Origin of the sequence: Streptomyces sp. NPDC026673, from assembly GCF_040638135.1 — a bacterium.
Taxonomy (GTDB): domain Bacteria; phylum Actinomycetota; class Actinomycetes; order Streptomycetales; family Streptomycetaceae; genus Actinacidiphila.
Genome location: NZ_JBEZXR010000013.1, coordinates 21,750 through 48,733 on the forward strand (window position 1 = coordinate 21,750; position 26,984 = coordinate 48,733).

Below are 26,984 nucleotides of genomic sequence, written 5' to 3' on the forward strand. Positions count from 1 at the left end.
CACTGGGTCATCGGAGATTCGGCTGGGGAGCACCTAAGGCTCATGCCGGCAGGATTGGCCCATTGGTCTGACGGCAACGAGCAGCAGATCATCGCTTGGTCGCGGCTCATGTCCCTTGGTTTGGAGGCGCAACCCGGAAAAGCGACAAGCTCAAAGGGTTTCGTTCGAATGACCAAGATTATGGCCAATTTGTCGGGAGTTCCGTATATGGGCAATCATGGCGTCAGTGTTGCCGCGACGTTGCGACATCCCTATGAATACTGGAATGCGTCCTGCGATCACCATTCGCGAAAGTACTCTCCGCGTCACATCAAATTGACCCATGAGTTCCTTCGGCGGGTAGTCGAACGAAAGATGGCAAGGCGTCTGGGTGATCCCAAGTGGATGTCTGCGGCGGTCGACAAGTTGAATCAAATTCCTAAATCCGGGTCTCGGTCGCGTATGGCCGCCATCGATGAGCTGCTTGACGGCAGCAGTCAAGCCTGAGAGCGAACAGCCGAGCAAGCATTTGAGGTAGGCTCGAGGAATATCCGGTCACCGGGAATTCCACGCAATGGAGCCCCTGGTGTTCGAGTAGGGTCAAGGCCCAATGCCGCGAAGCTTAAGTTGATCTTGACATGGTGGGCGGGGTTGCCCCGAGTGAGGCGAACTTCAGGCTCGGTGGCCCCGCGTGGCGGGTGCCTGTATCCGAAGTCCTCTTCACCCGGTAGGAGTTGTGGCGGGCGCGCTTGACCATGCGTGGGTAGGACCGGTGGCGGCGCGCTGGGTTGCGGTTTCGGCGCGCGGCAAAGGTGGCGAGGACCTCCGTCTTGACCGCTTCCCAGCGTTCAGGGGGGAAAGGCCGCCGTCCCGGTGGCGGTGCGGCGGACGATGTTAAGGGTCCTGAGGAAGCTGATCCGGTCCGGGTCGATGTCGGCGCCGGTCGCGGCTTGGCAGATCAGGGAGTTGATCGCGTAGTGGACCAGCAGGTAGGCCCAGATCTCCTGGTGGACCAGGTCCGGGCTCTTGGACCGCAGCACCTTCCCCGGGCCGGGTAGAACCGTCTTCAGTTGGCCGTTCGCGGCTTCCTCCTCCCACCTCTGATGGTAGGCAGCCGCCAGTTCGGCGGCGGTTGCGGCCTCTGGCTCGGTGATCGTGGTGATCAGGCAGATCAGTTCACCGGCGTCGCGGTCGGGGACGTCGTACTCGACGATCCGCACCACGTGGGCTGCGGCCGGGTCCGGCTTCGCGCCGGACTTCGCCTCCTGTAGGAGTTCCTCCCGCTGGCGGCCGCGCAGACGGGGATCAACCAGGGCCGACAGATACGTACCGTCGGACAGGACCTTCAGGACCGGCAGCGACAGCTGCGTCGGTGCCCGCCAGCACAGCGCCGCCCCGGTCTGGGCGGCGGCGCTGAACGCGGCGAAGCTGTAGAAGCCCCGATCAGCCAGCAGCAGCCAGTCACTGGAGATCGAGGGCAGCAGCGAGGTGGCCATCGCCTTCTCGCTGCGGTTCCACGGACCGACCTCGGCGTCGACGAAGGCGTGCGATCCGCATTCGACGACGGCCACCACCCGGGCCTTGGGGAAGGCAGAGCGGGTCTGATCATTGCCGGCGTAGCCGAACTCGGCTGCGCTCTCGGCTGAGTCCGAGGTCGAATCCGTCGATGGCCATCAGCCGCCAGCCGCGAAGCCACGCGCCCCGGGTCTCGCTGGTAGCTACCGGCTCGGCCACCCGGTAGAACGTCTCCCTCAGCACGTCCCGGCCCAACCGCTTGCGCGCCTGAGTGATCCCCGACGACGTCGGCGGCTCCCACGCGGCGTCCCACACGCCGAACTGCGACAGCGACCCGGTGACCTTCTGCGCAACCTCTTCGGCCGCGTCGTCGGAGAACAGGCACAGCGCCATCGTCAGATAGGCGGTCACGTGAGGAGGGAGCTTCCCGCCGCGGCGTTGCTCCGCCACCCCGCAGACCGCTGCGGCCTCATCGACCTTGAATCGCGGCACCGCCGCAACCACGACCCCCAACGACACCTGGTCCGGTCGCGCGACCGAACCATCCGATTCCACGGACCCCTGAGCCATGCGGCAACCCTAGCCGCGCGCCTGATGTGGCGTTGAGCAGCACACCGGGCCGTTCCCCGACGAAGCGGCGTCCCGACCATTCCATGATTAACTTAAGCTTCGTGGTATTGGGTCAAGGCCGCGGTGCACGCGGTCTGGCCCCACTCGATCTGGTGACATCGATTCATGACGATCGAGGCGATCGCCCACCGGTGGGGCTTCCCCAGCGCACCCCATTTCAGTCGCGTATTCAAAGCGGCGTACGGGATGAGCCCCCACGAGTGGCGGTCGCAACAAGCGGCAGACTGAGCGGACGTCCCATCGCCACCCGTGCGGCGCCGCCCGAAGTCCGGATCGCCCCGACCGTCGCCGTCTCCAAGGTAAGCGGCACGCTGGTCGTCGTATTGCCTTGCTGTGCACGGATCCGCCTGCCGGCTTGCCTTGCCGTGCAAGGATTCGCGTCCGCGGCATGGTTCCGAGGAGTCGGCCGCCCGAGTGCCAAGCCCCTGCGCCGCATGACGTGCCGCTGACACCGCGCACCCCTCGTCACAGGGCGAATGCGGCTGAAACAGGCGACTGGTGGGCGGCTCGCGAGCGCTTGATGCCGGCGGTGCGCCGGCCCGCAACTCGCGCCCATCGCCGGAGATATCCGGCATTCTTCCTGGTTGCCTTTCTCGATTGCTTCGTCCTACTGTCCCCGCCGACGACGTCGTTGGCGCCGAGCCTGCGCGCTGGCCGACGAGAGGGGACGTCCCGGGAGGGTCACCTCGCGAGCGCTCTCCTTGGTGGGGAGTGGGTTCACCCGGCTCCCGGTCACCTTCTCGGTGGGCTCCGTACCGGAACCGCGCCGGGGCTTCCGACGTACGTCACATCCCGGCGCCGGGCACCGCTTCCGTGCCTGAGGTGCGCCGTACCGACGAAAGGCACGACATGACCAAGATTGCGATCATCCTCGGCAGCACTCGCCCGGGGCGCAACGGCGCCGCCGTGGCGCACTGGGTTCTCGGTATCGCCAAGCAGCGTCCCGACGCGGAGTTCGAGCTCGTGGACCTGGCGGAATACCCGCTGCCGCTCCTCGACGAGGTGCTTCCCCCGTCGCTCGGGCAGTACCAGAACGACCACACCAAGGCGTGGGCGTCGAGGATCGCCGAGTTCGACGGCTTCGTGTTCGTCACCCCTGAGTACAACCACTCCACCACGGGCGTCCTGAAGAACGCGCTCGACTACCTGTACGCGGAGTGGAACAACAAGGCAGCGGGATTTGTGGGCTACGGCTCCGGTGGTGGCATCCGCGCCGTGGAGCACCTCCGTCTCATCGCGAGCGAGCTGCAGATCGCCACGGTGCGTGCGCAGGTCGCGCTGTCCCTCCTGGCCGACTTCGAGGACTACAGCGTCTTCACACCGGGCCCGCACCACCAGCACACGCTGGAAGCCATGCTCGACCAGGTCGTCAGCTGGTCGAAGGCCCTGCAGCCCTTGCGCGCCAACGCCTGATCGGTCGCTGTCCGAGTACCCCGTCTCCCTGGCTGGCCCTGCTGACGTCCCCGACCGGCTTCGCGTGCGTACCGGGCGAGACGGGGTCTCGGCCGACAGGCCGGTCGAGCCGGGTACGGACGGCCGGTCCCGGCCGGGTTCTGCGGCCCGGGTGCCACGGGGGACTGTCCCGTGCGCCGGGATGTGATCTGCGCTGAAGCCCCCCCGTGGCGTCTGGTCGGCGCCTGGGGCGTGACGATGCCGTGCTCGGCGTCCACCATGACGACGGCCTCCGGGGCGCGGGGCGCGAGCAGTTGCGCGGCAACGGCGTGGTCCTCGCCGGCCGCTCATCAAGACACGTTAGATCATTGGTGTAATGTAAGTGCTCGTTGTCCACCTGCCAGGCGTATGGCTTCTTACTCGCCCCGTGCGGCTTCGGTTCGCAGCCGCGGGATGACCCAGCAGGCAGCTGTCTCGCGGCACCATTTGACGAGGAACTCATGACCTTTGACGATCTGCTCCCGCGCGTGTCGCCCGCCGAGGTGGCCGAACTCGCATCGCGGGTGAGCGGTCCGGTTCTGCTGCCCGGCGACGAGGGGTACGACGCCGAGTGCCGGATCTACAACCTGAACGTCCCCCTGGAGCCCGCGCTCGCGGTCGGTGCCGCCAACGCGGCCGACGTACAGGCGGCGATCCGCTTCGCGGCCCGGCAGGGCCGGCCTGTGACGGTGAAGACCACGGGGCACCAACAGGTCGGCCCCGCCCGGGGCGGCGTGCTGATCAGTACCCGGCGTATGAAGGGAATCACCGTCGACGCCGTCCGGCGACGCGCACGGGTCGAGGCCGGTGTGATCTGGCAGGAGGTGATCGACCAGGCCGCCGAGGTCGGCCTGGCCCCGATGAGCGGCTCGGCTCCGCTGGTGGGCGTGGCCGGGTACACCCTCGGGGGCGGGCTCAGTCCGGTCCTCGGCCGGAGCCGGGGATACGCGGCGGACCATGTCCGTTCGCTGGAAGTGGTGACCGCTGACGGCGAGTTGCGTCATGTAACGGCGGACAGTGATCCCGAACTCTTCTGGTCTCTGCTCGGAGGGAAGGGCAATTTCGGCGTTGTCACCGCGCTGGAGTTCGACCTGTTCCCGTTGACTCGTTTCCACGGCGGCGGGATCTACTTCCCCGGCGAACGACTCGCCGATGTGCTGCACACCTGGCGTACCTGGCAGTCGGACATGCCGGAGGAGATGTCCTCCTCGGTGGCCGTGCAACGCCTGCCTCCGCTGCCCGAGTTGCCGGAGCCCCTCCGGGGGGCGTTCGTGGTGCACGTGCGCATCGCCTACCTCGGTCCGGTGGCCGAGGGCGAGCGGCTGATCGCACCCCTGCGCGCGGCCGCCCCGGCGCTCATCGACGCCGTGGGTGAGATGCCCTACTCCGCCATGGGCGCCATCCACAGGGACCCTCCGACGCCGATGCCGTATTGCGACCGCACGACCATGTTGCGCGCGTTTCCCGCCGAGGCGGCCGACAAGCTGATCGAACTGCTCGGCCCCGGGTCGGACTCCCCGCTGGTGAGCGTCGAGATCCGCATGCTCGGCGGCGCGCTCGACCGTGAGCCCGCGGTACCCAACGCCGTCTCCAGCCGAGGGCTTCCCTTCGTCCTCTTCGGATTCGGCGTGGGTGCCCCGGACCAGGCCGAGTTCCTGAGCGGCAAACTCGACGAGGTGATGGACGCGATGGAGCCCTGGGCGGACAGGCGCAGGATGGTTAACTTCCTCTCCGTCGAGGAGGCCACCGACCCCGAGCGGCTGAGCGAGGTCTACGGCGCTGAGCGCTACCGGCGTCTGACCGCCGCGAAGAAGGCATACGACCCGACCAACATGTTCCGGGTGAACCACAACATCCTGCCCGGCTGAGGGGTTCGGCCTCCGGGACCGGGACCGGGACCGGGGCTGGGGCCAGGGGGCCGGGCTCGTCCGTCCGGCCCCCGGGGGGTGACCTTGGGCCCGGTGCGGGTCCTTGCCGCTGTCGGGACGAAGTGGCCCTGGATTGCTGTGAGGCCCGGTGGGCGGGGGCCATCACGAAAGGAGCCCGGCCCGCAGGGCCCGCGCCTCCTCCTCGACGGGTTCATCGGCCTGATGGGAGTGCTCGGCCCAGATGGTCTTGCCTTGCGCATGATGGCGGGTTCCCCAGCGGTGGGTGAGCTGGGCGACGATGAACAGTCCCCGGCCGCTTTCGTCGAGGGTGCGGGCGCGTCGAAGGTGCGGGGATGTGGTGCTGCCGTCGGTGACTTCGCAGGTCAGGCTCGTGGCGCAGCGGATCAGGCGGAGGTGTACCGGTGGCTGGGCATGGCGGATGGCATTGGTGACCAGCTCGCTGACGATGAGGACGGCGGTGGGGATGGCCTCGTCCAAGCCCCATGTCCTCATTTTGGCCGTGACATGTTCTCGCGCGACAGAGACGGCCGCCGGGTCGGCCGGGAGGTTCCACGTTGCCACGGTGGTGCCGTCGAGCGTGCGGGTACGGGCGGCGAGCACACGCAGCGGGCGTGGCGCTCCCGCCGCCACAAGAGCCTCCGAGGCGGCACGGCAGGTGGCTGTGAGCGAGGACTCCGGCTCGACAATGCGTTCGGGAACCGTGAGTCGATCGGTCTCGGTCTCGGAATCGGGTGGCTCTGCGGAGTGCGTGTGCAGCAGGATCACGCTGCCCTTCCGGAGCCGGATTTCGGCGGTCTCGACCTTCGTTCGCGCGCGACCAAGCGGTAGTCCGGCAGGAAGGTCGACGGCGGTGATCACACCATCGGGGGCGATGACGGTGGGCGCGGGATGCCCGGCGCAAGCGAGGACGCAGTCTGCGGTGACGGGGTCGTAGACGACGTACAGGCAACTTGCCCTGACGTCGTGGACCCTCTCGTCCGGCCGCAACCGATGTATGACGTCGTGGAGATGGGTGAGCACCTCGTCCGGTTGCACGTCGATGTCCGCCAGCGTTCGCACCGCGGCACGGAGTTCGGGCACCAGGGCGGGGGCGGGGTATCCGTCCTCGGTCACGCTGCCGGCGACCAGCGCCACCCGGGCTCCGGACAGTGGGATCGCGTCCAGCCAGTGGGCCTGCGGCCTTCCGCCATCGGAACGGTGGTAGGCGAGTTCCACGGCCGCGGGTTGCGGCAGGCGCCCGGGCGGCGGTCCACTCGCCAGGAGGGGGGAGCACAGATCGCCGGCGGCCTGATGTGGTGCGGAGGCGATCCGGCCCGCCTCCTCACCTCCTCCGGGACGTGCAGCGAAGACGCACCTGGCCTTCTGGCGGAGCCGGACCCGGCAGATGAGCAGGCTCATGCCCAGAGACATGAGGGCCGCGGTGATGACAACCGTTCGGCCTCCCTCCGACACGCCCGGAATCGCGAAACCGTAGATGACCACGCTGGCCGCCAGCGTGGAAGCTCCGACGATCAAGGTGTGTCTGATGGGGAGCAGGGCTGCCGCCATCAGGGGTGCCGGGACCGAGTAGTCCGACCAGCGGACCGAGCCCACGGCAGAGGCCTTCAGCTGCAGTGCGCAGGTCGCGGCGAGATACACGGCGAGCAGTGCACTCGGATGCCGGAGCAGGAGGAGTCTGGGCGTGGCCATCCTCGTCACCGTCCCTTCTGAGGTGGTGCGCGGTGCCCGCGAGACGATGCGCGTGGTGCGTGGCGCAAGGGTCGGGGTCTTGTGCGCGGGCGTGCGGGCCTTCGGGTTGTGGATGTTCACGGTGGCGCTTGTCCGGCGTGGACGGGGTGCGTCGGATGGTGGACGGCGACAAGGGCCAGGTCGTCCTGGAGGTTCTTGCCCGCGTGTCGTTCCACATCGATGCTGACGTGCTGTACGAGGCGGCTGGGGCAGTCCCAGGTCCATGTACCGGCACGGTCGAGGACGGGGAAGAACTCGCCGGCGGCGTCGCGGGCCTCGGCCAGGCCGTCGGTGTAGAGCAGCAGCGTGTCTCCGGGGCCGAAGGCGACGGTATCGAGGCGGAAGGCGTTGGGCGTGTCCGCTGCGAGCCCCAGTGGCGGGGCGGGCCGGGTGACGGGCAGTAGGGTGACCTGGCTGCCCCGGCGCAGCAGAGGTGGCGGGTGCCCGCAGCTGACCACTCTGGCAATCTCTTCGTCGTCGGGGAGTTCGATCAGCAGGGCGGTGACGAAGCGCTAGCTGCTGTCGGGGGCGATAGGGGTCAGCTCGCTCAGGTGCCCGCGAACGCTGCGTTCCAGAGAGGCCGCGAGTTCCGGGAGTGTGCGGTACTGCCGGGCGGCCTCACGGAAAGCGCCCAGGACGGCGGAGGCGTCGTCGATGGCTGGAAGACCCTTTCCGCGGACGTCTCCGATGAGGACGCGTGTGGTGTGGCCGGTGCGGGCCGCTGCGTACAGATCACCGCCCACCAGTGCGTGTGCCGCCGCGGCGCGGTACATCGAGGCGACGTGGAAGGGGCCCAGCTCCGGGGGGATCGGCCGTAGCAGCACTCGTTGGGCTGCTTCGGAGACAGCCCGCACTTGGGCAAGTTCCCGCAAGTCGCGGTCGTGCAGGGCACGGGAGGCGATGACGAACGCGGAGACGATGAGCACTGCCCCGATGTGAATGGGCAGCAGTGGCGAGTGGAGCAGGCCGTCGTGGCGGTCCACGAGGAGCACCGCCGCGGCTGCCAGGAGCGCGACGACGGCCGTGAAGCGCGTTCGCGCGAACGTTCCCGTGCACGTGGGGGCCGCCACGAGCAGCGGGGACAGGTGAACCGCAAGGGGCGCGAACGACGCACCCGAGGTGATGGCCGCGATCAGCAGGAGCGGAGGCATCGCCTGGCCGCGCATGCCCAAAAGCCCGGTGCCGCGGCCATGGGCCCCCGGCGGCTTGGGGACTTCGGGGCCGGTTGCCGAGAGCAGGCGGACTCCGTCATCGGCCGCGCGGTTGGTGACGTGAGCGCGCGGGAGGAGGTGCGTCGGGAGTCCGGGGAGTGACCGGATTCTCGTGGAAGGGCTGCGTCGTATCAACATGGCGCGGCTTTCGTGCCATCGCGGCGTGGAGGGGTGAGATGAGGCCCGATGAGTTTGCCGGAGGTGCGCCCTCGGCGAACGGTTCTCGTGACGAGGCGCCGGTCAAACCGGTGATCGTCCGGCCAGGGGGACAGCCCGAGCGGGAGACCCGGTGCGTCTGCCGTTCACTGCGGCACGCAGCGCGCAAGGGGTCAGTCGGTTCTGTCCCGGACAGGCAGGCAGACCATGTGAGGGGCCAGGCCGGTGCTGTGACGTCTTCGGAGTCTGCGCGGCTCCGCTTGGATCACAGCTCCGCCACCCTTCACAGTTCCGCATAGTGGAATATATTTATCGACATGCGATTCAACAGTGCGACGTCCGGTTCGGCGCGTCAAGCGAGCCACCGCCCTCTCCGTCCGGGACCGGCGCAGCCGGCGTGACGCCGCATCCAACCACGCTTCGTTGAGGGGAGCGTGAAAGGCCATTGGGCCGGGCCGGGGTCTGCTGTCGGTCGGGGCGACATGCTGGGGCGCGCGGCCTCGCGGGCCGGTGTGGTCATGGCGGTTTCGAACGCCACTCGGGTCGGCCGGCCGCTGACGGCGACGGGAGGGGGCCTCAACGGCACCTCTGGGCACCGGCCTTCGGGGTGGTGGGGGCCTTGTGCGAACGGTTTGCCCACCACGGTCGATGGCGGCGCGTCGGCCAGGTGGACGAGGTCCGACGCGTGCTGGTACGGCGTTTCCGGCGAGAAGCGGTCCGGTATGCGTGACCTGGAGTACCCGCCCGGCGGCGTTCTCGGCCGGCGTTCCGAATGGCGTCATGGTTGCCTCCTTCGCGTCCCCCTTGGGGCGTCTCGCGGGTCTCGCCTGACGGGCCCGGCGGCTGGGATCAGTGCCCATCGGAGAGTGACTCGACTGGGGTCCTGCCGAGAGGACCCACGGGCAGAGCGGACAAGCGGGAAGGGGAATCGGCGGTGGGCCGCCCGGCTGGATCTTCCCGCGGCTTCTCCGCGACGGTCCTCACTCGGCCCTGAATCACGGGGGCGGGTGTCTGTCCGATCGGCGTTTTCGGGGGTGCACCGCCGAACCGCGCCGCCCGGAAGTGCGATGAGGTCAAGGCGCTGTGCCATGGCGCCCGCTTCGGCGCTTCCTCGCCCCTCGGTTGCTTGCCGTGACGCAAGGGAGCTTGCGCAGGTGGGCGCCCACTTCGGTCGCCCCGGGCGACGGCGCGAGTGTTAGATTGTGGCTGCCATCTTACATGCGGGGTGCCGTTCGTGCTCTCTGGAGCGTGAACGGTCTGCTGTGCTCACGCGCCGGTGCGGCGGGATGGTGGCGGGTGCCGGAAGATCGACCGTCGCCCTGCGGGCCCGGGCGGGATCGCGGCCGGTGAGCGGCTGCGGCAGGCGATAGACGTCAGGCATAATCTTAAGATGGGGGTTGTTGGCCCGCTGGTCGTCGTAACAGCCCGCGACGCGGTAGATGGCCGGTCGGCAATACGGAGGGTGATGCATGAGTCGCGTCTCGCAAGCAGAAGCCAAGGTCAACCGAGAGCGAGTGGTGGCCGCGGCCTCTCGGCTGTTCCGTGAGGACGGTGTGGCCAAGGTCGGCATCGCGGATGTGATGAAGTCGATCGGACTCACCCAGGGCGGCTTTTACAAGCAGTTCGCCTCCAAGGCTGCGCTTGTCGACGAAGCGACCGCCAAGGCGTTCGCCGACAACCTGCAAGACCTCGTGGCTCTGGACCAGGAGGCCGGGGAGCATCCGGCGGCGTGGCAGTCGCTGATCGAGTCCTACTTCTCCGTCGAGCATCGCGACAACCCTGGCACCGGTTGCCCCGCAGCCGGTTTCGCGGGCGATGTCGCGCGTGAGCCCGAGCACAGGGAGACCTACGCCAGGGGCGTCCAGGAGCTCGCGGGGTGGATCGCGCCTGGTGACGCGGGTCTGGCCGCCTACGCCACGCTCGTCGGCGGCATACTTCTCGCCCGCGCCACCGCGGGCACGCCCTTGTCGGAAGAGATCCTGCGGGCTTCACATGCCGCGATAGCGAGGGCTGCCGACAGTGGTCAGCCGGCGGACGGCTGACGTGTACGCCACCTCGGTGTCCTGACCGGTTTCGCGTCCCGCGGGGCTGCGTGCGTCGTATCGGCAGGGTGCGCCCCGTGTCGCCGGCCCTGAGGCCGGCTCGTATGGCGTCCCGAAGGCGCGGTCTGTTCGCCGCCCCGACTCGGCGGTCCTGCGCTCGGGGGTCATCACGACCGGTGGCGAGGGAGTGACCCGCTCCCCGGCTGCTCCGGGCCGTGACGTGGGTCCGGCGCCGGTACTCGGGACGTCGGCGTACCGGCCCCCGCGCCCAGGTGTCGCCCTCGGGTGGCAGGCGGTATCCGCGCTTCGCCGGCGGCTCCCGGTCCGGACGGCCCTCGACTGCGAGACCGGGACCCATGGGGCGTGGTGGCGGTTCGCTGACCGGGTCCCACCGCGCACCGCGCCAGGTCGCGAACCGGCATGAGCGCTCTCGAGGTGCCGTACGGCAAGCAGCCGGACCTCATGTCGGCTCCCGTCCGAGGGCGCAGGACGCGGGCCGGGGGCGGTTGGCCCCCGGCCCTGGGAAGAACGTGCCCGCCCTCGCTGTCAGCGGGCGTAGCGTCCGGCGGGGTGTGTGAAGGACAGGCCCGGGATGAGTGCCTGGCGGGCGTTCTCGTACTCCTCCCACCTGGCGTACTCCGGCAGTGAGGGGATCGTGACCAGCTCGCCGGCGTCGAGGCCGGCGAGCGCGGCCCGCGCGGCATCGCGGGGTGCCATGACGGCCTCCTTGGGCAGCTGGTCCAGTTCGATGCCCGAGCCGTCCCAGATCGCCGTCTCCAGGGCTCCCGGCACCACCACCTGCACCCGTACGCCGGAATCGGCGAACTCCTGCGCCAGGGCTTGGGTGAACGCGATGACATATGCCTTGGTCCCGCTGTACGCCGCCCCCACGGGCAGGATGTTGAGGGCGAGGGCGGAGGACACATTGACGATCGTGCCCGAGCCCCGGCTGGAGAACGCCCTCGCGGCGGCAGCCGCAAGCCGGGTGGTCGACGTCAGGTTGAGCGTGATAAGCCACTCCAGCCGGTCCGGGTCTGCCGCGGACAGGGGGCCGAACAGGGCGCTGCCGGCGTTGTTCACCAGCATGTCGATCGAGGGGTCGGCCGCCAGGCGGTCCTCGACGCTCCGCATGCCCTTCGGTGTGGCCAGGTCGGCGCTCAGCACCGAGACCCCGACGCCGAAGCGCTCCGCAAGGTCCGCCGCGGAGGACTCCAGCCTCGCGTGGTCGCGAGCGACGAGCAGCAGGTTGCGCCCCCGTGCCGCCAGCTCCTCGGCGTAGGCGGCACCCAGACCCGCGGTCGCGCCGGTGACGAGTGCCGTCCCGGTCTTCTGTGTGGACATGGTCATCTTCTTTCCTCGGTCGATGTTCCCAGTTAGATAGTCATCATAATCTAAGTGTGAATGGTTGCCCACCTCGCTGATTGCCGAACGGGGTGCGGCCGGCGAACCCTCCCTCAGGGTGTGGGTACTTCGGTGCGGCCGCGCGCCGGGGGTCGGTGGCGTGCGGCCGCCCGCCGGCGCCTGCGCCCCGACGGTGCCGCCGGTGGTCGGGGCCTGTGGTGCATGCGCCTGCCCGCCGCTTGTCGAGCGAACGAAGCGTCAGCTCGTGCGCGCTCCTGCGGGGAACCGGCCGGCCACCTCGGTTCGCTCCCCGGCCGCGAGTCGGCTCTGCCCGAGATGAACGCCTCGTGCGTGCCCGCTTCGCCTGCGGTCGGGGGCTGGCCGGCGCATCACTCTATAGATCATTGGTGACATCTATCACGTGGACGCCGAGCGGTGAGCGGCTACATGATGGGCCCGCTCATCATGTCCAACCCTGTCCCATGAGGTTCGAATGCCCCTGCCGTCGCTGTTGCTGGTGCCCGGAGCGTGGCACAAGCCCGAACATCTGCAACTCCTCATCGATGACCTGTCCGGCATCGATGTCCACACGGTGACTCTCACCTCGTCCGGTGAGGATCCCAAGACACTGGGCGACATGTACTCCGATGCGGCCGCCATCAAGAGCGCGGTCGAGGCGATCGAGGGGCCTGTGGTCGTCGTCGCCCACTCCTATGGTGGTATCCCCGCCACCCAGGCGCTCGCCGATACTCCCAACGTCAAGAGCATTGTCTACCTCGCCGCCTTCCAGCTCGACGCCGGAGACTCCCTGCTGTCGAGTGTGGGCGGCAGCTCCGCACCCTGGTGGGAGTTCCATCGGCAGGAGGATGCCGGTGACTTCCTCACGGTCACGGGCCCGGTTGACGTGTTCTACGGTGACGTCAACGAGATCGTCGCCGAGAAGGCGGCGGCGGCCTTGGGTTATCAGTCCTACGCAGCCACCACCCAGGAGCTGACCGCGGTCGCCTGGCACACGATTCCCAGCACCTACATCATCTGCGAAGCGGACAAGGCCATCCCGCCCTTCGTCCAGGAACTCTTCTCCCGGCGCGCCAACAGGACACTGCGCCTGGACAGTTCACACTCACCCTTCCTGTCCCGGCCCGCCGAACTGGCTCGGCTCATCAGGCACGAACTCACCCTGCCCTGACCCGGCCGAGACCATATGGCGAGCCGGTCGCACCTGCCGCAGCTGGGAGCGCCAACCGTTCAAGCGGCACGGCGCGTTGCCGCCCCGCCCCGCCCCGCCTCCTGGCGGGCAGGAGAGAGTGAATCCCTTGACCTGGTCCATTACGGACAAGCCCGAAGTGTTTCGTTCCGAGGCGGGGGCATTCCTCGCCGCACGTCCCGACCTGCACACCATGCTGCTGTCCGGGCTCGACACGATCGAGCAACTGCGGTCCGGGGACAAAGCCCCGCCCACGGTGCTGGGCTGGTGGCGGAAACCGAATGAGACCGCGACGACGGCCGCGTTCGTGTGGATGCCACCGCACCTGCTGACCGCGAGCCGCCTTTCCCAGGCCGCGGCAACGCACCTGGCCGCACTCCTGTCCACCCGGGCTCAGCCGCTCACACAGTTCCTGGCCGACGACTCATCGGTCCGCGCCTTCTCCGAAGCGTGGCAGACGACTACTGGCTGCGCGCCGAAGTACGGACCGCACCTGCGCCTGTACCGTCTCGACCAGCTCGTGCGTACCGGCGTCGCCCCACAGGGGGCACCGCGGACGGCGACCGACGGTGACCGGGCTCTCCTCCACGACTGGTGCACCCGTTTCGTCACGGAAGCCGGCTCGCTCGGAGCCGATCTCGACGCATTCATCGACGAGCGGCTGAGCCGCGGCGGCTGGCGGTTGTGGACGGTCGGGGACGAACCAGTGGCCATGGCCGCCATGACCTCGGTGGTCGCCGGCGCAGCCCGCCTCACCCCTGTCTACACGCTGCCCGGACAGCGCGGCCGGGGCTACAGCTCCGCCGTCACCGCAGCCGTTTCCCAAGCGGCTCGCGACGCCGGCGCGGAACACGTCCTCCTTTTCACCGACCTCGCCAACCCGACGAGCAACAGCGTCTACCAGCGCATCGGATTCCGCCCCGTCTCGGACTACCGAATCGTGATGCCCTGACACCGAAAGATCCGGCGCCGTCGACGGCCGCCGGCAATGGCCGTGCGCGGAGACAACGACCCGACGGCTGGATCACACGGTCGGTGAAGCACCAGTGTGAAGCCGGCCGGACAAGCCACGAGATGCCCTCGGGCCGCCCCAGGTCCGAGGCTTTCAGACAGAGATGGGCAACACCCATGACGAACGTATCAAGTGGGGCCGATGAACCGTTCGCGGCGGGCGCGTTCCCGGGCAGGAGTGCGCCGCGAGACCTGTGGAACCCCGCGAGCATGGCCTGCGTGACCGCCAACTTCCGGCAGTACCTGACCGGGTGGGGCGTGACGGACCGCGGTGACGGTCATCTCGACTGCTTCCGCAGTGGGTTGGCGCAGCCGTAGTTCAACGGAGTGGTCCGTGTGCGCTCCCTGGACGCGGTCGAGCAGATCACCGCCACCGCGCGAGAGCGGCTCGCGGGAGTGCCCTGGTGGTGGTGGGTCGGTCCGGACAGCCCCGCGGGCACGTCGTCCGCGCTCGCCGAGTGCGGAGCACATGAAGTCACCACAATCCCGGTGATGGTCAGACCGCTCGACCAGGCGGTGGATCCGATGGAACCACCGGCTGGCCTGCGGATCGAGGCGGTGACCGATGACGATCGACTGCCGGAACTGGTACGCACCTACAGCAGGTCCATGGGCGTCGCGCCGATCCTTGAACCCGACATCGTGCGGATCGAGTCGCAACGTCGGGACAACGCGGACATCGTCCGCCTGGCGGCGGTTCTCGAGGACCGCGTCGTCGGGACGACCGTGGTGATCGCAGCCCACGACGTGGCCGGGATCTTCCTCGTCCACGTAGCGGAAACCCATCGCCGACACGGCATCGGCACAGCACTGACCGCGGCAGCGCTCCAAGTGGGACAGGACCGCGGTATGCGGCTGGCGGCGCTCGCCGCGAGCCCGGCCGGCGAGCCGCTGTACCGGCGATTCGGATTCGTCGACGTTGCGCAGTACCGCCTCTTCACCTTCCCCGTCCAGATGTCCAGTCCAAGGGGCCGGTGATCGTAGGCGATCAGTGCAGACCAGGTGCAGGCGCAGGCCCCAGAAGAACCAGCTGTGGCCGGCGCGGTAGCCGTATCCGGCCCAACCTGCCAGGTCGGAGCGATTGACGGTCTCGCGGGAGCGGCCGCATCCCACCGGGGTGGAGTCCACGACCCAAACTTGTTGTCGCCGGGCTGCTGGGGCAGGTAGGGCAAGAGGTGGCGCAGGTGGGCACGGGCATGGCGGAGCCACTTTGGTCTCGGAGGTGTAGCCGAGTATGGCCTGCATCGTGGCGAGGGTGACCAGTTCGGCATCGCTCAGGCGGGGCGTAATGCCGACCGGTGGGCGCCACGGCGCCAGGTCGGGATGTTCCTTCGGCATGTCGTCGGTCGTCGCATAGGGTGCTGTCACGAGGGTGTCCACGTCGTTCGCCACAAAACGATCTTGGACACCCTCGTTCTCGTCTCCGCAGGCATCCCTTGGACCACACCACCAGGAGGAACCGGTGTCATACCCGCAACTGCTCACCCCAGAGGAGAAGCTCGCCGAGGCGAAGAAGCTGTTGAGCCTCCCGCGTATCGTCGTGATCTGCGGCTCCACCCGCTTCATGACCGAGATGAACGAGGCCGATCTACGGGAGACCGCAGCCGGAAGGATTGTCGTCAAACCGGGCTGTGACATGAAGTCGCCACACGAACTCTGGTCTGATCCTGTCGAGGCCGAGGCGCTGAAGGTTCGACTCGACGATCTGCACCGGGCGAAGATCCGGCTCGCCGATGAGGTGCTCGTAGTCGGCGACTACATCGGAGACAGCACCCGAGCCGAAATCGCCTACGCCCGGTCGCTGGGCAAGCCCGTGCGGTTCACGCACCCCGACGTCGATCCTGACGCCTGACCGTCCGCTGCCACCTCGACAACCAGGGCCGCCAGCACGCCGACTGACCGTCTCGCGGTGGCTTCGGCCGACGCCCACCCAGCGGCGTACCGGGCGCGGAGCGGGACCCGCCTTGTTGCTGGTTCTCGCGGTGTCGATCAGCATGTTCGCGATCGGCGAGAACGCCACGTGGGAGCGAATCCCAGAGCGACCAGGCGGACTTCGCCGTGGGCGCCGACGTCCGCGTGGCCGACACCTCGACCGTGCCGTTCGGACAGGGCGGCGTCTACGACCACATACCCGGCGTCACCGCGGCGGCCCCGGGGCCGCGAGGCGATGGACACCGCGGCGGCCTCCCGGGTGACCGACCTGCGCGACGACCTCACCGACCGGCCGTTCCGGCAGGTGCTCCGCTCCCTGGGGCCTCAGGACGCCGCCTGGCATTAACGGTTTGGTATGGCCCCACTTTTCCGGTCTGAACTGGCCCCGGCTTGCTGCGACGGGCCCTCGTGTTCCGGCCCGGAGTGGCCCCGCTTTGAAGGGAGCGGTGTCAGTCGTCGCTGGGCGTCATGTCGTATTCGCCGACATCCAGATCTGCGCCGGTTGCGGCGAGGAAGTCCACCACCGCGCGGTCCAGGTGCCAGCCGAAGAGGTTCGTGTCGTCCGGCGAGCCGGACGGCTGCTTGTCATGCCGGTTGAAGTAGCGCTGGACCTGCAGAATCGCGCCCCCGGGGCCCTCCTCGGTTGCGAGACGGGTTGTCAGATTGGTGAGCGCCTCCATGCGGGGCCGGAGCCTGCCGATGACCTGGTCGATCTGCTCATCGACTGGCAGGCCGGGCTCGCGGCAGAGAACCTTCCAGCAGTGACAGAACGGGATGGTGTGAGGTGAGGTGGTTATGCTGCCCCGCACCGTGACCTCGTCCGGTTCCACGCCAAGCAACTGGGTGATCTCGTCGGCGGTGGTGCCCACGCTGGAAATCGCAAAGTAGACGTACTGAGTCAACGACACCCGCGGAGACTACCGACGCGGCCGCGCGGCCGCCTGAGGGTCTGTCCATCGAAAGGTGCTCGCGTTCGGCGCGGGTGACGGTGTCGGCGAACTGGGCCCTCATGGTCGGCAGCCGCAGGACGCGGCAGGGGGTGTCGATGGCGGCGTCGGAGGCGGGCTCGGTCAGGGTGTGGTGCGGGCCGGTCATCGAGGTTCCCTTCCGGGTCGTTGGTGCAGCTGGTCCCAGCGTTCAAGCGCTGGAAGGGCACGCTGGTCGGGTGGCAGGTGGGCGGTTCTTCGTTCGGTCAGGCTCGGCAGCGGCAGTTCCGGTGGGGCAACTGCTTCGGGCAGCGCCGTTAACGCCAGCCGCCTCGCGGGACAGAGGGTTCACCCTGCCCCGCGACATCGTGCGCCTTCTCCTGACCGTCCGTACGCAAGCCTCGGACTCCGGCAGCCGACCGAGCGGGAGCAACGTCACGGCTCGCGTGTCGGCGACGTTCACGGACCCGTTCGGCGTCCCCTACGCCATCGCCCTGGGGGAGGTCCCCACCGACGGCGGTCGGCACGTCGTGGTCGCGGACTTCTCCGCTGACGCCGGCCGGGCCCCCGGCGCCGGCCCGGCCGGGCTGCTGCGCCTGACCCGGTACCGCCCCGGACGGCCGACAAATCATCAACAGGACGGCAAGCGGCGGTCAGCCGGCGGGTCACACCACCGGGGCGGCGCCATCTCCACCTTCACAGTCAGCGGGTTGTCATGTCGCTCGTCCGCCGGTCGAGCCCAGGGGCCAGCCGAAGTTCCCGGCCCTGCCACCGGCGGCGCAGCCAGCGGTCGTGGCTGGCGACCACGATGGCGCCAGGTCCGGTGCCGAGCGCCTCCTCCAGTTCGTCACACAGGCGGGGGGAGAGGTGGTTCGTGGGCTCGTCGAGCAGCAGAAGGTGCGGCGGGCGGGCCACCAAAAGTGCCAACGCCAGCCGGCGGCGCTGTCCCACCGACAAGTCCCCGACCGGTCTGTCCACGTCGGCCCCGTGCATCAGGCCGAGCGAGCCGAGCGGCACCTTCACCGCCCGCGCGTGACCCACCGCCGCTTCATAGGTGTCGCGGACGGTGCGTGCGGGCCGTTGGAACACGGTGTCCTGGGTGAGCAGCCCCACCGTCACGTCGCGCCGCCTGTGCACCTCGCCCTCGGCCCGGAGCTGTCCGGCGAGGACGGCGAGCAGCGTCGACTTGCCGGCCCCGTTGCCGCCCGTGACCAGCAGGCGGTCGGTCGCCGCCACCTTTAGGCGGTCCAGCTCCAGCCGTCCCGGCACCCGTACGTCCCGTAGCGTCACCAGCGGTTCCGTGCTCTGCTCGGCCCCCCTTGCCAGCTCCCCGGCGGCGAACCGAAGGGGGCGCGGTGGCTCGGTGACCTGGGTGCGCTCCAGTTCCTCCAGCCGCCGGGCGGCGTTGCGCACCCGGCGGGAGACGGAATTCTGCACGCGGCCGGCGCGATGGCCGTAGCCCATCTTCTCGTTGTCGACGCGGCCCCGGTCCGGGGCGACCCGGTGCGCGGTCACGCCCACCGACTCGCGCAGTTCTTCCAGCTCCTCCTGCTCCTCGGCGTACCGCCGCTCCCAGCGCTGCCGCTCGGCGTGCTTCTCGGAGAGGTAGGCGCTGTAGTTGCCGCCGTAGCGGACGGGTCCGTTCAGCGCCGGGTCGAGGTCGATCAGGTCGGTGGTGACGGAGTCGAGGAACGCCCGGTCGTGGCTGGCGACCACCACGGTGCCGGGTAGCGACCGGATCTGCGCCTCGAGGAAGGCGGCGGCGTCGTCGTCCAGGTGGTTGGTCGGCTCGTCCAGGAGCAGCGCGGAGGGCCGCCGCACCAGCAGCGCGGCCAGGGCGAGCCGGCCGCGCTGCCCGCCGGAGAGCGTGCGAAGGCTCCGGTCGTGGCCGAGGGCGCCCAGGCCGAGGCCGTCCAGGACCAGCGCGGCGCGGCGGTCGGCGTCCCAGGACTCGCGGTCCTGGGCCTGTTCGAGACGTCTGCCGTAGCTGTCGAGGAGTTCCCGGTGACCGGGGTCGTCCTCGGGGACGCGGGCCAGCTCCTCGCCGAGCCGCTCGAGTTCGGCGAGGTCCTCACGGGCCTCGCGCAGCGCCTCGTCCACGACGGCGCCGAGGGTGGAGTCCGCGTCGAACGACATCTCCTGATGGAGGAAGCCGACATCGCGGGGGCGGGTGACGCTTCCCGCGTCGGGTTCTTCCACTCCGGCGAGCAACCGCAGCAGGGTGGACTTGCCGACGCCGTTCTCCCCGATCAGGCCGATGCGGTGACCGGGGGAGGCGGTGAGGCGGACACCGTCGAGGACGCGACGTCCGCCGAGGTCACGGACGAGGTCGTGGGCGAGCAGAGCGGGTTGGGGCACGGGGTACCGTCCTGGCGTGATCGGTTCTCGGCCCGCCGGGCGCACGGCCTCGGACGCGGACCACGTCACACGTCGGCGGTTCACACCGCCGGTGCCCCCGTCTCCTTGAGTACCCCGTCGGCCAGCCGCAGCCAGCGGCTGATCCCGATCTCGGCGAGGAACCGCTCGTCGTGGCTGACCACCATGAAGGCACCCTGGTAGGAGTTGAGCGCGCTCTCCAGCTGGCCCGCGCTGACCAGGTCGAGGTTGTTGGTGGGCTCGTCGAGGAGCAGCAGGTGCGGGGCGGGCTCCGCGCACAGCACGCAGGCCAGGGTGGCGCGCAGCCGTTCGCCTCCGGAGAGGACACCCACCGGCAGATGGGCTCGCGCGCCGCGGAAGAGGAACCGGGCCAGCAGGTTCATCCGCTCCGCCTCGGGCCGCTCGGGCGCGAACGCGGCGAAGTTCTCCGCCACAGTGCGGTCCAGGTCCAGCAGGTCCAGGCGTTGCGACAGGTACGCGATCCTCCCGTCGTTTCGCTTGATCTCCCCGCTCTCCGCGGCGAGAACCCCGGTGACCAGCCGCATCAGGGTGCTCTTGCCGCCGCCGTTGGGCCCGGTGAGTGCGATGCGCTCGGGGCCTCGGACGCTCAGGTCGACGCCGCCCGCCGCGAACACCTCCTTGTCGCCCAGGCGGACCTGCATGCCCTCGCCGAGGAACAGGTTGCGGCCGGCGGGCACCTGGGTGTCGGGCAGTTCCAGCGTGAGCCGCTGCTCCTCGCGCAGGGCCCGCCCGGCCTCGTCGAGGCGGGCCTTGGCATCGCCGACCCGGGAGGCGTGCAGCGTGCCGGACCTGCCCGCGGCCTCCTGCGCGCCGCGCTTCATGGTGCCTGCGAAGATCTTCGGCAGGCCGGCGTTCTTCAGGTTCCGGGCGGCGTTGCTCGCCCGGCGCTCGGCGCGTTCGCGGGCCTGCTGCAGTTCCCGCTTCTCCCGCTTCAGTTCCTGCTCGGCGTTGCGGACGTTCTTCTCGGCGACCTCCTGCTCGGCGCGGACGGTCTCCTCGTACTGGGTGAAAGTGCCGCCGTACAGCCGGAGTTCGTCGCTGCCGAGTTCGGCGATGCGCGCCATGCGGTCCAGCAGCGCGCGGTCGTGGCTGACCAGGAGCAGACAGCCGTTGAAGTCCGACAGCACGTCGTAGAGCTTGTGACGGGCCTGGAGGTCGAGGTTGTTGGTGGGCTCGTCGAGGAGGAGGACGTCGGGACGCTTGAGCAACTGGGCGGCGAGCCCGAGGGAGACCACCTGGCCTCCGCTCAGCGTGCTCAGGCCGCGATCCAAGGTGAGGTCGGCCAGTCCCAGACGGTCGAGCTGGGCGCGGGTGCGTTCCTCGATGTCCCAGTCGTCACCGATGGTGGCGAAGTGCTTCTCGTCGACGTCCCCTGACTCCACGGCGTCCAGGGCGCGGATCACCGCGGCGACGCCGAGCACCTCGGCGACGGTGAGGTCGCCGGTCAGGGGCAGGGTCTGCGGGAGGTAGCCGAGCGTGCCGTTCACCGACACCGAGCCCGCGGCGGGCTTCAGCTCACCGGCGATCAGCTTGAGCAGGGTGCTCTTGCCGGAGCCGTTGGGCGCTACCAGGCCCGTGCGGCCGGGGGTCACGGAGAAGGACAGCTCGTGGAAGACGGGGGTGTCGTCGGGCCAGGCGAAGGAGACGTTCGAGCAGACGACAGCGGCGTCGGACATGGAAATGACCTCGGAGGTACGAGGGCAGAGCGTAGACCTCTGCCCCGGGCAGACGTGGGAGAAGGGGGTACGACGAAACGGACCACCTCGGCAGCGCTCCTGAGCGCCGGCCGGTGGCCGTCAGATCCGGATCTCACCCGGAGATGTCGTCGTCACCCGCCACGTCTGTGCTCCTCATTGCCGGTCCTGTGTCAGCCGCCAGCATAACAACACGTTCCGGTCCATCTGCTGGGAGCCGGATGACGAGTGCCGCTGCGGTGGTTGTGCCGAGCCGAGGGGGACGCGGCCGCGCTTGCCGTACCTGGTGGCCACGGCGCTGGTTATACGTGTAACCTGCGCCGTGATGTCGTCGCCGGAGAGGTCCGGTGACCGATTCCACGGGAGGGAGGCCCCGATGAGCATGATCGGAAGAAGCCGCCGCCTGTGCATCTTCGGCGACCACTCCTACCGCAGCGAGTTCTACGGCTGAAGCGTTGGTTCGCATCCGCGCAACCTCGTGCACGCGGTGCACGCACCAACGCCCTCTTCACAGCCAAGGAACCTGTCATGTCCCAGTCCCCTGCTGCGCCTTTCGCGATCACCCATGACGACACCCAGTGGGCCGCCCGCCACATGCCGCTGCTCGCGGCGACCATGCGCACCCACGCCGGCGCCTTCGCCGGCCGGCGGATCGGTATCTGCCTGCACATCGAACCCAAGACCGCCGTGCTGGTGTCCCACCTGGCCCGGGCAGGCGCCCATGTCACGCTCACGGGTTCTCCGGGTACGACTCAGGAGGCCACGGCCGCTGCCCTGCGCGACGCGGGCGTGCACGTCATCGGCCATCGCTCGGACAGCCTGGAGCAGCACCGCGACAACATCGCCCGTGTGCTGGACTCCGAGCCCGACCTGATCCTCGACAACGGAGGCGACCTGATAGAGGGCGTGCTCGCACGGGGTGGTCTGCCCTCCCTTGTGGGGGCCACCGAGGAGACGACCACCGGCGGACTGCGCATCCGCTCCTGGGACACCCAGCCGGGCTTTCCGGTGATCGTCATCAACGACAGCCGGCTCAAGCTGCTGGTCGAGAACGAGTACGGTGTCGGGCAGAGCGTCGTGCAAGGCTTCATGAACGCCACCAACCTCATGCTCCCCGGAGCGCGCGCGACCGTCGTCGGCTACGGGCCGTGCGGCAAGGGGGTGGCCGACACCCTCGCCAAACTCGGCGCTCGTGTCTCGGTGGCCGACATCGACCCGTACCGCGCGCTCGAAGCCGTCATGGCGGGGCATGCGGTGGGAGCGTTGCGCGATCTCCTGCCCGGGACCCAGCTGCTGTTCCTCGCCACCGGGCACCCCGGTGTCATCGGCGCGGCAGAACTGGACGTTCTCGCGGACGGCACGGTGATCGCCGGCGTCGGGCACATGCCCTGGGAGATGGACACCGAGGCTCTGGCCGAGCGGACGCTGACCGTCGAGCGCTCGGGAGCCAGTGGCCGGGAACGCGCCGTTCACCGTCTGAAGGACGGCAGAGAGGTCGTCGTCCTGGCCGACACCAAGATGATCAACCTGACGGCTGCCAAGGGGAACCCCATCCAGGCCATGGACCTCGGACTCACTCTCCAGGCCAGGAGCCTGGCGGCTCTCACCGCGGCAGCGGAGCATCGGCTCACCCCGGGAGTACAGGCCGTCCCGGCGCCGATCGACCGCCAAGTGGCCACCGACCTGGTCGCCTTGCTGAGTGCCTGACCGGCCACGCCGCTCGAAACGCGGGCCGCGCGAAGGACGTTGGCCGCCGGCCTCCGTGCAGCGCCGGCAGGCGTGAGCCCAAGAGTGTGGCCCCGTTCGATCGGGCAGCCGCTCCCGCGTCCGGGCAACGCAGCCACCGCTTCCGTGACCATCGTGATGCTCGCCAGAGCACCACGATGGTCACGGGGGATGGGAAGGCAGATCGCGCCCTGTTCAACGGCGCAACCGCCGTCAGCGAGTGGCCGGCGGCATTCCCGATCCGGTGGTTTTGCGCGGCCCTCGAATGGCACCCGGCCGAGGCGGCCATGGCCTTCTGGGGGAACCGCTCGTCGGGTGTTGTGTCAGACCCCGCGGTTAGGGTGCCGGCGTGACCGATCTTGAAACCCTTTCGCGTGTGCGCGTCAGCAGTGGAAGTCCTGTCGAGCGTTTGGTGTGCCATCCGCGTCTTCCCTTGGTGGCCGGCCTGGACGGGGAGCGTCCGGCGGTTCGCATATGGAGCTGTGAGGCGGAGCAGTTGCGCGAACTCGGCTGTGTCGGTGCCGAGTCGGAGGGCTACGGCGATGCCTTCGGCTGGGAGCGGATCGAGCGGACACCCGCACTGGCCTGGCATCCCGAGGAGCCGCGGTTGGTGGTGGCGGGCGGTGAGTGCGGCGTGGTCCAGTGGACTCCTGCGGGGCTTTGCGCGGTGGACGGTGTTCCCCCTACCGCCGACTACCGCAGTGTGGCATTCAGTCCGGACGGCAGGACGCTGTGGGCATCGCCGTCCTCGGACGAGGGCTGGGACAGCTCGGACGTCATCGACCTGACGTCGGGGACCATCGGTTCGGGGCGACCGTGGGATACCGGTGTGGCCCACCACCCTGGCGGCGGACTGCTGGTCACGCTGACCAGCGACCAGGGTGCGACGCATGCGCTCTTCGCGCGGGTCGATACCGGGGCGGCGACCGGTGCGATGCGTCTGCTGCGACGGGCTCTGATCCTGGACGTCGATGGTTACGAGACACCCCTGTTCAGCGCGGACGGACGGCATGTCGCGATCCGGGGCAACGCCTACGAGAACACGCTTGAGGTGTTCGAGTTCCCGTCGCTTCAGCGCGCCTTCGCCACGACCCTTGGCGACCCCTGCCCCGGCTACCCCTATCCGCAGGAGTGGCTCGACCAGATGCGCGCCTGGTCGCGGCACAACATCGCGTTCGGAGCCCGGCCCGGCGTGCTCTGGGTCGGGACACCCACCGGGGCCTTGGTCGAGGTCGACATCACGACTCCACGTGCGGTCGAGCACGATCTGCGGAGCGGATCGCCGGTTTCCGCGCTGGCCGGCACGGCGACCGGCGAACTCGCCGTCGCGCTCGGCGGCGGCGACCTCATGCTCGTGTCCGCGCGGTCCAACCCCGCGAAGACCGGTGCCGCGGACGACGCTGACGCGTCCACGGCTGCCGCGTCAGCGGTCTCGGCGTTCCTCGACACGACGTCAGAAGTGCCGGACGGCGGCGACCTGGAGGACCACCTCGTCGTCACAGACGGGGATCGCACCTGGAGACCGGACGATCTGGCAACGACTGATAGCGCAACGGCAGAAGATCCCACCTGGCTCCAGCTGCGAGCGGCCATCAACCAAGCGTCCGACGCCCAGACATGATCGCCCCGACCGGTCCGCAGTTCGTTTGGGCGGCAGCCGGCCGCGAAGTCGGTCGCGCGACCCGACCGTTCACTGTGCTGCAGCGGATACCGGCGGTTGACGGCGTATGTGGGGGGCGTCGGGTACCGCCCTCCGTTCCTCGTCCAGCTTCCCGGCCCGGGCAACGGTTGTCGCCCTGCGACTCACGCGTCGTGAGCTCGCTCGAGACGGCGACGCGCATACGGAATGCGGATGCGTCGGGCCCACAGCAAGGGCGCTCCACCGGGTGGAGCCAGAACACCGCCTCGTCCGGGAAAGCCGCAGAACCACAGCGTGGCGCTGCCTTGGACCAGATGCCAGCGGAAGTTGAGCGACACCACGGCCTGGACGAACACCTTGTCACCGTCCGATGGGCGCAGCCGGACCACGGGGCCTGCCAGCCTTGGCGGCCTGACACTGACCGGATACGACCTCCATGGGTGTCGGCGCAACCGGCGGCGCATGCGTGCCGCGTTGAACACCAGACACAGCCCGAACAACGCCGTGGTGAGGAACATGACCCAGAGGACGGCCATGACGGAGCCAAGCCATTCCACACCCGCCTCATCAGCGACGATCCCTGTCCATGTGCAGCCGAAAGTCCCCACCGCACCGCTTCCCGAGCAGAGCCAAGCCGAGCGGCGGTAACGCCGAAAGCTCCTCCGTGTCTCAGGATGCTTCCAGGCCGACGTCTCCATGCGCATCGCCGGGCCGCCCTCGCGCGGCGGCCTACGCTGTCTGCTGCCCACCGTCCCCCTCCTCGCCACGACCCCCCACCCCACCTCCGATCATCCCCCCGCCGACCCGCAAGGCCCACCCTGACGCTCGTTGTATCCGGCATCCGTGCCGTGGTCGAGATCGTCCGGGTCCGCGCGGAGACCGCGAGGGACGGCTGAGCGGCTGCCGCTTGCCCAGGTGGGAATGCCGCCTTCCTTTCCGGAGCGGGCACAGCGTCGTTCGGTCAACACCTCGGACACCCGGGGCGGGATGGCGGTGCGCAAGGCGCCTGCCCCCGCTGTCGGGGGCAGGCGCTTCGGGTGGGGCCGGCCCGTTTCGCGCCGGGCCGGATACCACCGCGCAGCGCGGGTGATCATTCCGCGCTTGGTGCAGACGGCCCTGTCAGACAGCCTGCGCCCATTGAGACCGGACAGCCCATCGAAGTGTGACAACCAATCGTCCACACAAGAGATCTGACGGCTCTCTCGTCATCCGGGGTCCAATCCGATGCTCGCTGCTCCCGGGGAGAACCGTGAGGTCGTACGGCTACCCCCGGCGCCACTTGTGTCCGCGCGCCGACCGCGCCCAGGGCCTTGGGTCGACACCCTCCTCGCCGATGTCGGGGCATGTCCCGGTCGGGGTCCCTGGGTCAGGCGAAGGACTCCGGCATCGTGTCCGACGTGGTCAGGCCCAGCGCCGTGCGGACCTCAATGGCCTCGTCATGTCCCGGCCGGTGCAAGGCGGCCTCGTAGTGGTCGTAGTACGTTTCCACGTCCCTCGCGTCGGCGGCCCTCGCCCAGTGCGGGCGGGCCGCGTCGATCTCGCGCTGGAGGGCTGCGACGTGCCGCTTCGCGGTGGCGGGCCACTCATGGCCGCGAAGGAGGCGCGCCTGCTCGTCGAGGGCGACCGAGACGCTGTGCGCCCACTCCTTGTAACCCTTCAGGTCGTCCTTGACGTACTCCGCTTCCGGTTTGGCGAAGGCCCTGACGTCGTTGATGGTGTTGGCGGCTTTCAGGTAGGCGACCTGGTGGTCGTCCAGCATGGTCTCGTCCCGTCGCAGCGAGCCTTTGAGGGGGGCGTCGGTGTGCCGTACGAACAGGCAGGTCACCTGGCGGTCGCCGGCCTCCCAGCCCTCCCGGGAGGGCGTGTAGGAGGAGATCACCACCTCCACCGGTAGGGCCCAGGAGTCCATGGCATAGGAGTTGCCCAGTGCCCAGCACCGGCTGTCGGCCATCTCGGACAGCGAGTCGTCGCCTGGGTAGCCCTCGTGCTCGGTGATCTGGAAGACCCCGAAGACCTCGGCGGTGTGTTGGCCCACGCACGACACGATGGCTGTGTCCGGGAACTCTTCCGTCAGTACGTCGTCGGGGGTGTCTATGCAGTCGCCCTTGCGGAGGGAGGCGGCGTCGTAGCCGTACGGGGCGCTGCCCCCGGCGCCTTCGCCGAGGCCCTTCGGGAACCCGTAGGCGCCGATGGCCAGGGCGACCGCGCAGACGAGCGTGCCCAGGGACGACAGCAACAGCCCGGTCGTGGCCATGCCTTTGCCGCGTTCCCCCGTCCTCTCGATCCGGCTCAGCGCCGTGGCTCCCAGGGCGATACCGACCAGTGGCAGAGCGCACGACACCAGGGCCGCCACCGCGTATCTGTTCAAGGGCGGCCGCGACGGCACATTCGGCAGCGCGGGGGACGTCGGGTCCGACGGAAGTGGGGAGTTCATGGGACGGGTGCTCCTGCAGAGAGTGTGCCGAACGGCTGAGCGAATGCATCCAATGTCATGATCCCAGCCCGCAGTACCCTGACGCTGACGTCACGAG

Annotated in this window: 18 protein-coding genes and 4 pseudogenes; 11 read left to right on the forward strand and 11 right to left on the reverse strand. The window is 69.2% G+C overall.

The features are described 5' to 3' along the window. Positions 1-42 precede the first annotated feature (42 nt). The gene (locus tag AB0F62_RS12570) at positions 43-486 is read left to right on the forward strand and encodes a hypothetical protein (protein WP_361796173.1); all 444 of its coding nucleotides are present in this window, start codon (positions 43-45) and stop codon (positions 484-486) included. Positions 487-827: 341 nt separating this feature from the next. Here the strand turns inward: AB0F62_RS12570 and AB0F62_RS12575 are convergent. Beyond that, positions 828-1,580, reverse strand: a pseudogene (locus AB0F62_RS12575) (IS4 family transposase); the annotation flags it as partial. 4 nt (positions 1,581-1,584) lie between these two features. Then, the gene (locus tag AB0F62_RS12580) at positions 1,585-2,064 is read right to left on the reverse strand and encodes a transposase domain-containing protein (RefSeq protein ID WP_361796176.1); all 480 of its coding nucleotides are present in this window, start codon (positions 2,062-2,064) and stop codon (positions 1,585-1,587) included. A 168-nt stretch (positions 2,065-2,232) separates the two neighbouring features. Here AB0F62_RS12580 and AB0F62_RS12585 point away from each other — a divergent pair. From AB0F62_RS12585 to AB0F62_RS12595, 3 genes and pseudogenes are all read left to right on the forward strand, one after another. After that, positions 2,233-2,352 (forward strand): annotated as a pseudogene (locus AB0F62_RS12585) (AraC family transcriptional regulator); the annotation flags it as partial. Positions 2,353-2,973: 621 nt separating this feature from the next. After that, entirely contained in the window at positions 2,974-3,537 is a 564-nt protein-coding gene (locus AB0F62_RS12590; RefSeq protein ID WP_361796179.1) for an NAD(P)H-dependent oxidoreductase, read from the forward strand. A 479-nt stretch (positions 3,538-4,016) separates the two neighbouring features. Further along, on the forward strand, positions 4,017-5,423 hold the full coding sequence (locus AB0F62_RS12595; RefSeq protein WP_361796182.1) for an FAD-binding oxidoreductase: 1,407 nt from the start codon (positions 4,017-4,019) through the stop codon (positions 5,421-5,423). Positions 5,424-5,585: 162 nt separating this feature from the next. On the opposite strand, the gene AB0F62_RS12600 is transcribed toward AB0F62_RS12595, so the two are convergent. Then, the gene (locus tag AB0F62_RS12600) at positions 5,586-6,992 is read right to left on the reverse strand and encodes an ATP-binding SpoIIE family protein phosphatase (RefSeq protein WP_361796185.1); all 1,407 of its coding nucleotides are present in this window, start codon (positions 6,990-6,992) and stop codon (positions 5,586-5,588) included. A gap of 257 nt (positions 6,993-7,249) precedes the next feature. Further along, a pseudogene (locus tag AB0F62_RS12605) lies at positions 7,250-8,521 on the reverse strand (PP2C family protein-serine/threonine phosphatase). A gap of 1,487 nt (positions 8,522-10,008) precedes the next feature. Between AB0F62_RS12605 and AB0F62_RS12610 the strand changes: the two are divergent. After that, on the forward strand, positions 10,009-10,581 hold the full coding sequence (locus AB0F62_RS12610; RefSeq protein WP_361796188.1) for a TetR/AcrR family transcriptional regulator: 573 nt from the start codon (positions 10,009-10,011) through the stop codon (positions 10,579-10,581). Positions 10,582-11,127: 546 nt separating this feature from the next. Here the strand turns inward: AB0F62_RS12610 and AB0F62_RS12615 are convergent. Further along, entirely contained in the window at positions 11,128-11,922 is a 795-nt protein-coding gene (locus AB0F62_RS12615) for an SDR family NAD(P)-dependent oxidoreductase (RefSeq protein ID WP_361796191.1), read from the reverse strand. 493 nt (positions 11,923-12,415) lie between these two features. On the opposite strand from AB0F62_RS12615, the gene AB0F62_RS12620 reads away from it, so the two are divergent. The 3 genes from AB0F62_RS12620 (at position 12,416) to AB0F62_RS12630 (ending at position 15,118) form a co-directional block, all read left to right on the forward strand. After that, positions 12,416-13,111 (forward strand): alpha/beta hydrolase, encoded by a 696-nt coding sequence (locus tag AB0F62_RS12620; protein WP_361796194.1) that lies wholly within the window; start codon positions 12,416-12,418, stop codon positions 13,109-13,111. Between the two features lie 127 nt (positions 13,112-13,238). Then, positions 13,239-14,081: a GNAT family N-acetyltransferase gene (locus AB0F62_RS12625; RefSeq protein ID WP_361796197.1), complete on the forward strand. Its 843-nt coding sequence runs from the start codon at positions 13,239-13,241 to the stop codon at positions 14,079-14,081. 395 nt (positions 14,082-14,476) lie between these two features. Next, positions 14,477-15,118: a GNAT family N-acetyltransferase gene (locus AB0F62_RS12630; protein WP_361796199.1), complete on the forward strand. Its 642-nt coding sequence runs from the start codon at positions 14,477-14,479 to the stop codon at positions 15,116-15,118. A gap of 12 nt (positions 15,119-15,130) precedes the next feature. Here AB0F62_RS12630 and AB0F62_RS12635 read toward each other — a convergent pair. After that, positions 15,131-15,478, reverse strand: a pseudogene (locus tag AB0F62_RS12635) (IS982 family transposase); the annotation flags it as partial. Positions 15,479-15,602: 124 nt separating this feature from the next. Here AB0F62_RS12635 and AB0F62_RS12640 point away from each other — a divergent pair. Beyond that, the gene (locus AB0F62_RS12640) at positions 15,603-15,992 is read left to right on the forward strand and encodes a hypothetical protein (RefSeq protein ID WP_361796202.1); all 390 of its coding nucleotides are present in this window, start codon (positions 15,603-15,605) and stop codon (positions 15,990-15,992) included. A gap of 529 nt (positions 15,993-16,521) precedes the next feature. Here the strand turns inward: AB0F62_RS12640 and AB0F62_RS12645 are convergent. The 3 genes from AB0F62_RS12645 to AB0F62_RS12655 all read right to left on the reverse strand — a co-directional run bounded on the left by AB0F62_RS12645 (position 16,522) and on the right by AB0F62_RS12655 (position 21,071). Beyond that, on the reverse strand, positions 16,522-16,980 hold the full coding sequence (locus AB0F62_RS12645; protein ID WP_361796205.1) for a DUF4279 domain-containing protein: 459 nt from the start codon (positions 16,978-16,980) through the stop codon (positions 16,522-16,524). 720 nt (positions 16,981-17,700) lie between these two features. Continuing rightward, positions 17,701-19,356: an ABC-F family ATP-binding cassette domain-containing protein gene (locus AB0F62_RS12650; RefSeq protein ID WP_361796208.1), complete on the reverse strand. Its 1,656-nt coding sequence runs from the start codon at positions 19,354-19,356 to the stop codon at positions 17,701-17,703. An 80-nt stretch (positions 19,357-19,436) separates the two neighbouring features. Then, entirely contained in the window at positions 19,437-21,071 is a 1,635-nt protein-coding gene (locus AB0F62_RS12655) for an ABC-F family ATP-binding cassette domain-containing protein (protein ID WP_361796211.1), read from the reverse strand. A 546-nt stretch (positions 21,072-21,617) separates the two neighbouring features. Between AB0F62_RS12655 and AB0F62_RS12660 the strand changes: the two genes are divergently transcribed. Next, the gene (locus AB0F62_RS12660; protein ID WP_361796214.1) at positions 21,618-22,796 is read left to right on the forward strand and encodes an adenosylhomocysteinase; all 1,179 of its coding nucleotides are present in this window, start codon (positions 21,618-21,620) and stop codon (positions 22,794-22,796) included. A gap of 367 nt (positions 22,797-23,163) precedes the next feature. Continuing rightward, positions 23,164-24,435 carry a hypothetical protein gene (locus AB0F62_RS12665; protein ID WP_361796217.1) on the forward strand — a complete coding sequence of 424 codons (1,272 nt, stop codon included), beginning with the start codon at positions 23,164-23,166 and terminating at the stop codon, positions 24,433-24,435. 182 nt (positions 24,436-24,617) lie between these two features. Here AB0F62_RS12665 and AB0F62_RS12670 read toward each other — a convergent pair whose 3' ends face one another. Both AB0F62_RS12670 and AB0F62_RS12675 read right to left on the reverse strand, forming a co-directional pair. After that, entirely contained in the window at positions 24,618-24,971 is a 354-nt protein-coding gene (locus tag AB0F62_RS12670) for a hypothetical protein (protein ID WP_361796220.1), read from the reverse strand. An 848-nt stretch (positions 24,972-25,819) separates the two neighbouring features. Next, positions 25,820-26,887, reverse strand: a complete 1,068-nt coding sequence (locus AB0F62_RS12675; RefSeq protein ID WP_361796223.1) for a DUF4190 domain-containing protein — start codon at positions 26,885-26,887, stop codon at positions 25,820-25,822. Between the last annotated feature and the right edge of the window lie 97 nt (positions 26,888-26,984).

What these genes read in the sequence shown, in the direction of transcription:
- AB0F62_RS12570 (WP_361796173.1), top strand. Translation starts at nt 43, where the DNA reads ATGCCGGCAGGATTGGCCCATTGGTCTGACGGCAACGAGCAGCAGATC.
- AB0F62_RS12580 (WP_361796176.1), bottom strand. Translation starts at nt 2,064, where the DNA reads ATGGCTCAGGGGTCCGTGGAATCGGATGGTTCGGTCGCGCGACCGGAC.
- AB0F62_RS12590 (WP_361796179.1), top strand. Translation starts at nt 2,974, where the DNA reads ATGACCAAGATTGCGATCATCCTCGGCAGCACTCGCCCGGGGCGCAAC.
- AB0F62_RS12595 (WP_361796182.1), top strand. Translation starts at nt 4,017, where the DNA reads ATGACCTTTGACGATCTGCTCCCGCGCGTGTCGCCCGCCGAGGTGGCC.
- AB0F62_RS12600 (WP_361796185.1), bottom strand. Translation starts at nt 6,992, where the DNA reads ATGGCGGCAGCCCTGCTCCCCATCAGACACACCTTGATCGTCGGAGCT.
- AB0F62_RS12610 (WP_361796188.1), top strand. Translation starts at nt 10,009, where the DNA reads ATGAGTCGCGTCTCGCAAGCAGAAGCCAAGGTCAACCGAGAGCGAGTG.
- AB0F62_RS12615 (WP_361796191.1), bottom strand. Translation starts at nt 11,922, where the DNA reads ATGTCCACACAGAAGACCGGGACGGCACTCGTCACCGGCGCGACCGCG.
- AB0F62_RS12620 (WP_361796194.1), top strand. Translation starts at nt 12,416, where the DNA reads ATGCCCCTGCCGTCGCTGTTGCTGGTGCCCGGAGCGTGGCACAAGCCC.
- AB0F62_RS12655 (WP_361796211.1), bottom strand. Translation starts at nt 21,071, where the DNA reads ATGTCCGACGCCGCTGTCGTCTGCTCGAACGTCTCCTTCGCCTGGCCC.
- AB0F62_RS12660 (WP_361796214.1), top strand. Translation starts at nt 21,618, where the DNA reads ATGTCCCAGTCCCCTGCTGCGCCTTTCGCGATCACCCATGACGACACC.
- AB0F62_RS12670 (WP_361796220.1), bottom strand. Translation starts at nt 24,971, where the DNA reads ATGTTCCTCACCACGGCGTTGTTCGGGCTGTGTCTGGTGTTCAACGCG.
- AB0F62_RS12675 (WP_361796223.1), bottom strand. Translation starts at nt 26,887, where the DNA reads ATGAACTCCCCACTTCCGTCGGACCCGACGTCCCCCGCGCTGCCGAAT.